Raw genomic sequence first — 5,457 nt, 5'->3', positions numbered from 1 at the left:
CGGCCGTGCGGACGCTCACCAAGGCGCAGCGCGCCCACCTCGCGCACCTCGACCGGCTCGAAGCGGCCGAGGCGGCGCTGGGCGAACTCCACGGCACCGCATCCTCGGACGGGTCGGACGTGGCCTGGGCGGATCCGGAGGCGACCGAGCGTCAGCCGCTGACGGTCACGAACGATCAGCGCCGCGACCTCGCCGACGTGCCGGTCCGCCTGCAGATCGCGCACACGCCAGAGGTCCCGGCCGACACCTTCGCGCTAGCCACGTCGCGCAGCGTGCCGGTGCCCTTCGAGATCGAGACCTGGGCGCCGGGCGGCACCTCGGTCGTCTGGGCGAAGCTCGACGAACTCCCGAAGCGCTCGTCGCAGGTCGTCTGGGCCTACTTCGGGGGCCGGGGCGCGACGACGAACGACCCGCGCGACGTCTGGAGCCGGCAGTTCGCGCTCGTGGAGCACTTCGCGAACAGCGCGAGCTCCGGAGACGTGCTCGTCGACGCGACCGGGCGTGCGGCCGGCACGCTCGTCGGCGCCGACCTGGAGTCCGCCAGCGGCTCCGCGGCCGGACTCACCGGCGGCGGAACGGCTCGCTTCGACGGATCGCGGCTGCAGTACGGCGGCAACATCGGCAAGAACACCCGCGAGTTCACGCTGTCGGTCGTCCTCAGCATGACCCCGGAGGACGTCGCCGGGCTCACCGGCGGCATGGGAACGCTGGTCGCGCGCAAGGCGGCGGGCGAGGACGACCCGGCGCTGCAGCTCGGCATCCGCAAGGCCGACGGGCTCGTGCAGACGCTCACCCCCTTCGGCAGCGCGACCTCCTCGCTCGCGAAGGACGGCGAACCGCACCTCGTCACGATGACCTTCGACGGTCTGACCTACGCTGTGTATCTCGACGGCGTCGAGGTCCACTCGGCCATGGGCGAGGGGCGTCAGTTCCCGAACCTCCCGGGCGTCCCGCTGACGATCGGCGACCTCGAGGTGGACCCGGAGGACCCGAACCGTCTCGTCGCGCCCTTCCGGGGCACGGTCGACGAGGTCTGGATCGCGACCGACGAGTTCATCCCCGAACTCGACGCGTTCCGCGCCGACAACTACTTCGGCGACGCGGTCTCGAGCGGGAAGCGCGAGAAGCGGGCCGAGGACGAGCTCGTGCTGGCCCTCGGGCGGCCGGGCAACGGCGCCGCCGTCGAGGCCGGTGAGGTCGAGGTCTTCGGATCCGTGTCGAAGCGCGCCGAGCTCGCCGCGACGATCGACGGTGAGACCGTGTTCTCGCAGCGGGTCGACGCGGGCACCTTCACCGTGCAGGTCCCTGTCATGAAGACCGGGGCCGAGATCGAGGTGGTGTTCACCGCGACCTCCACCGCGGAGGGCGGCCCGGTCTCCGAGCCCGTCACCCTGACGCTCGACGTCACCGACACGATCGCGCCGGCGGTGCCGATCACGAGCGCCGAGAAGCCGGCGAACGCGCCGCTCGAACTCCAGGTCACTCCGCGGACCGAGCTGCCGGAGCGGGTCCGGGCGCAGTTCTACGCGAACGAGTCGGTCGCGCTCGGCGCCGGCAACGTCGTGGTGCGCACCGGGTCGACGGAGGATCGAGTTCCCGACGCGCTGACACCGACGAGCGGCACCGTCACCACGGAGACGTCGCCGACGACGGTCGGCGAGGATCGCAACCCCTACCAGATCTACCGCATCGCCCTCACGGAGGAGCAGGCCGCCGAGAACGAGTGGCACTTCTCCTGGCGCGGCACGGCAGACGCCCGCACGGTGTCGGCCTGGGTCTGGAACACCGAGACCGCGAAGTGGGCGCTGAAGGAGGCGAACGCGGATCCGGAGGGCCGGACCGTGAACCTCGACGTGCGGGCGACCGACGCCGACCGCGCCGTCGACGGCAGCCGGACGCTCACGGTGCTGATCTGGCGCGGCCTCACCGAGGAGCCCTGGGCCCAGGGTTCGGACTTCGACGGGCGCGTCCCGTCGGCCGACGACTACGACTGGTCCTTCAACCACGTGGGCGACACCCAGCTCTACACGGAGGCCACCCCGTGGACGATGACCGAGCAGTTCGAGTACATCCGCGACAGCGCCGAGGCGCGCAAGACGGCCATGGTCATCCAGGCCGGCGACTGGGTGAATCGCGAGGAGTACGAGGACGAGTGGCAGTGGAAGAGCGCGGAGCCCTCGGCGAAGATCCTCGAACAGGCCGGGCTGCCGTTCGCGATCTCGTGGGGCAACCACGACTACAACGAGCGGTACAACGGGCGGCAGCTGCTGCCGAAGTACTTCCCGATGGAGCGCTTCGCAGGGAGCCTGGAGGGTTCGCCCTGGACCTTCGGGGGCAGCAACGACATCGACAACTACTACTACACGGGTGAGATCGCGAACGCGAAGATCCTCTGGCTGCAGCTGGGCTACTGGTCGGCCGAGCGCGACGACCACCCGGGCATCGCGTGGGCGAAGAGCGTGATCGAGGCGCACCCCGAGTACACCGTGATCCTCTCGACGCACCACCACCTCTGGGCGCGCGACGTGGAGGCACCGTACTCGAACCCGCGCGTCAACACGCTCCTCGTCGATCCGTATCCGAACGTGAAGCTCGTGCTGAGCGGCCACCAGTCGGGCACCTTCGTATCCTCCCGCGTCAACGATCACGGGGTGCGCACCTACGGCATCCTGACCGATTACCAGACCCGGGCCTGGGGCGGGCACGGATACCTGAAGAACCTGAGCGTGGACGCCGAGAACGGGCTCATCTACGTCAACACCTACAGCCCCTGGCTGCAGCGGACGACATCGGAGGGCCGCTGGAGCCAGCCGATCCCGCTCACCGAGGCGGAGGGCTACCACGGCGAGAACTCCGAGAACTACGTGATCGAGCTCGATCTCGGCGGCAGCCAGACGCGCACCCTCGACACCGCACGGATCACCTTCGCCGCGGGCGCCCCGGAGGCGCTCGGGGAACCGATCGACCTCGTCGGCGACGAGCTCGGCTCGGTCGAGTTCTCCCCGGAGCTCGATGCGGACCAGGAGTGGTACGCGGTGCTCACCGACACTTCGGGGAACTCGACGGCGTCGAAGAGCAGCGTCATCCGGCGCGTGGCCTCGCACGCCATCGACTACGATCTCGCCGGCGGCACGCTGGGCGAGCAGTCGAACCCCGTCGTCTACTCCTCCGATGATGCGGCCATCGCTCTGGCGAACCCGACGCGCGCCGGCTACACCTTCCTCGGCTGGACCGGGACCGACCTCGCCTCGCGCAGCACCGAGGTGACGATCCCGGCAGGTTCCAGCGGGGATCGCAGCTACACCGCGCACTGGGAGCTGACCGAGTATGCGCTCGAGTACGATCTCGCCGGCGGGTACCTCAGCGGATCGAACCCGCGGAGCTACACCGCGGAGTCCGGCGCGCTGCAGCTGAAGGATCCGCGTCGCACCGGGTACGTCTTCGCCGGCTGGACCGGCGGCGGACTCGACGAGCCTGCGACTTCGGTCGAGATCCCAGCCGGTTCGACCGGAGACCGCGCGTACACGGCGACCTGGAGACCGGTCGGCTACGCCATCACCTACCGTCTCGCGGGCGGCACGATCACTGCCGGGGCGAACCCGGCGAGCTACACGCGGGCCTCCGACGCCTTCACGCTGAAGAACCCGACCCGCCTCGGCTACTCCTTCGCCGGGTGGACGGGCACCGGACTCGACCGGGCCGACACGAACGTGACGGTCGATGCCGGCACGAAGGGCGCGCTGACCTTCACCGCCACCTGGAAGGCGCTGCCGAAGGCGAAGGCGAGCGTCTCCCTGAAGGTCGCCCCGAAAGCGAAGGGCAAGAAGAACGCGACGCATGCGACCGTCACGGTCTCGACCGTACGCGGCTACGCGAAGGCCGGCGGCAAGGTGAAGCTCACCGCCACCGGCAAGGTCGTGAAGCGGGTGAAGGGCGTGAAGCGGGTGAAGGGCGTGAAGCGCACGGTGACGGTCACCCGGAGCCGCACCGCGACCGTGAAGAACGGCACCGTGAAGATGAAGCTGCCGAGCGGTCTCGCGAAGGGCGCCTGGAAGGTGAAGGCGAGCTTCGCGGGCGACGGCCAGCACCGCCCGGGCGATTCGAAGACGGTGAAACTCACGCGGAAGTGACCGCGTCGCACCGAGTGGAAGGATTCCGGCCGCGCGTACCGCCCCGACGGGCGCGCGGCCGGATTCCCGTGAATTCCTTCCGCGGAGAATATCCGTGCCCACATCGGGCGTCCCGCGGTATAGGCTGTCAGCAGGGTGTATGAGGAATCGACACCGACTCGTTCTCGCCCCGCCGTCCTCGACGGCTGTTTCACCGCACATCTCGCTTCTGCTTTCATCGGCGGTTTCGACCGGACCGGATCCTCTTCGTCATCTCTCTCGCACTACCGCTCTACGCCCCGCCGATCTTCCAGCGCTCGAAGACAGGCCGTCACATGGTCGTGACGCCACTGGCTGCGTACGACACCTACTCCGCGTCGGCGCCGTCGCCGCGGTACCCCGGACCGCAGTCGCGGTCCAACGATCTAAGGAAATAACGCAATGGCTACTGGTACCGTGAAGTGGTTCAACTCCGAGAAGGGCTTCGGCTTCATCGCCCCCGACGACGGATCCCGCGACCTCTTCGCCCACTACACCGCGATCATCGGAAGCGGACGTCGCGATCTCGAAGAGAATCAGCGCGTCGAGTTCGAGACCGAAGAGGGCCCCAAGGGTCCGCAGGCGGCTGCGATTCGCGCCATCTGACGCTTCGGCCCGCTCGACGGGCCGGGTGAGCTTCCACGAGGGGCGGGTCGCATGCGCGGCCCGTCCCTCGTGCTGTTCCCGGAGTTCCGGAGCCCCGGCGTCCATCCCGCGCCGACCGGGCGAGGAGTACGATCGACCCATGACGACGGAGTGGCGAGAGGCCCGGGTGGCCGAGATACGATCCGCGATCGCGCAGGCGGAGGAGGGGATCGTCGAGGAGATCAAGTGGCGGAAGCCGTCGAACCCCGGCGGTGTGCCCACCTTCTCGCTCGACGGGCTGATCTGCACGGTCGAGACCTACAAGGACAAGGTGAAGGTGACTTTTGCGCGCGGCGCGTCGCTGCCGGATCCCTCCGGCCTGTTCAACGCGAGCCTCGACGCCGGCACCCGGCGGGCGATCGACCTGCGCGAGGGCGAACCGCTCGACGCGGATGCGCTCGCCGAGCTCGTCCGCGCAGCGGTGGACTTCAACCGTTCCTGAGGATCCCGAGCCTCGTCGGGTTCGAACCGGCGGATGCGTGGAGGAGCGAGGTTCGCGCGGGGTCCGCATTTCCGGCTGATGCTGCAGTTCGGGCTGATGGGATCCGGCGGAATCGTCAGCCGGAACTGCGATCTCAGCCAGAACTGCGGGCTCGGCCCTGACTTCGGGCGCGAGGCGCCCGCGCCGCCGTGCTCTGCCGGGCGCCGCAGCGCTCCGCTCGAC

The 5,457-nt window shown here is 69.4% G+C and carries 3 protein-coding genes; all 3 read left to right on the top strand.

Features of this window, described 5'->3' with window-relative positions; translation table 11 throughout:
- On the top strand, positions 1-4,130 hold a 4,130-nt coding region (locus tag ACFPZL_RS09390; protein WP_382335205.1), incomplete at its 5' end, for an InlB B-repeat-containing protein.
- Between the two features lie 420 nt (positions 4,131-4,550).
- Complete coding sequence (locus ACFPZL_RS09385; protein WP_218114295.1) at positions 4,551-4,754, top strand: cold-shock protein; 204 nt, start codon at positions 4,551-4,553, stop codon at positions 4,752-4,754.
- A 139-nt stretch (positions 4,755-4,893) separates the two neighbouring features.
- Positions 4,894-5,235 carry a DUF1801 domain-containing protein gene (locus ACFPZL_RS09380; protein ID WP_218114296.1) on the top strand — a complete coding sequence of 114 codons (342 nt, stop codon included), beginning with the start codon at positions 4,894-4,896 and terminating at the stop codon, positions 5,233-5,235.
- Positions 5,236-5,457 lie beyond the last annotated feature (222 nt).

Source organism: Leucobacter soli (assembly GCF_042659205.1).
Classification (GTDB): domain Bacteria; phylum Actinomycetota; class Actinomycetes; order Actinomycetales; family Microbacteriaceae; genus Leucobacter; species Leucobacter soli.
Note: the sequence above shows the minus strand (reverse complement) of the source record. Positions and strands in the feature narration are given on the sequence as shown.

Bases quoted from the DNA above. Each gene is read 5' to 3' on its own strand.
- ACFPZL_RS09380 (WP_218114296.1), top strand. From the start codon at position 4,894: ATGACGACGGAGTGGCGAGAGGCCCGGGTGGCCGAGATACGATCCGCG.
- ACFPZL_RS09385 (WP_218114295.1), top strand. From the start codon at position 4,551: ATGGCTACTGGTACCGTGAAGTGGTTCAACTCCGAGAAGGGCTTCGGC.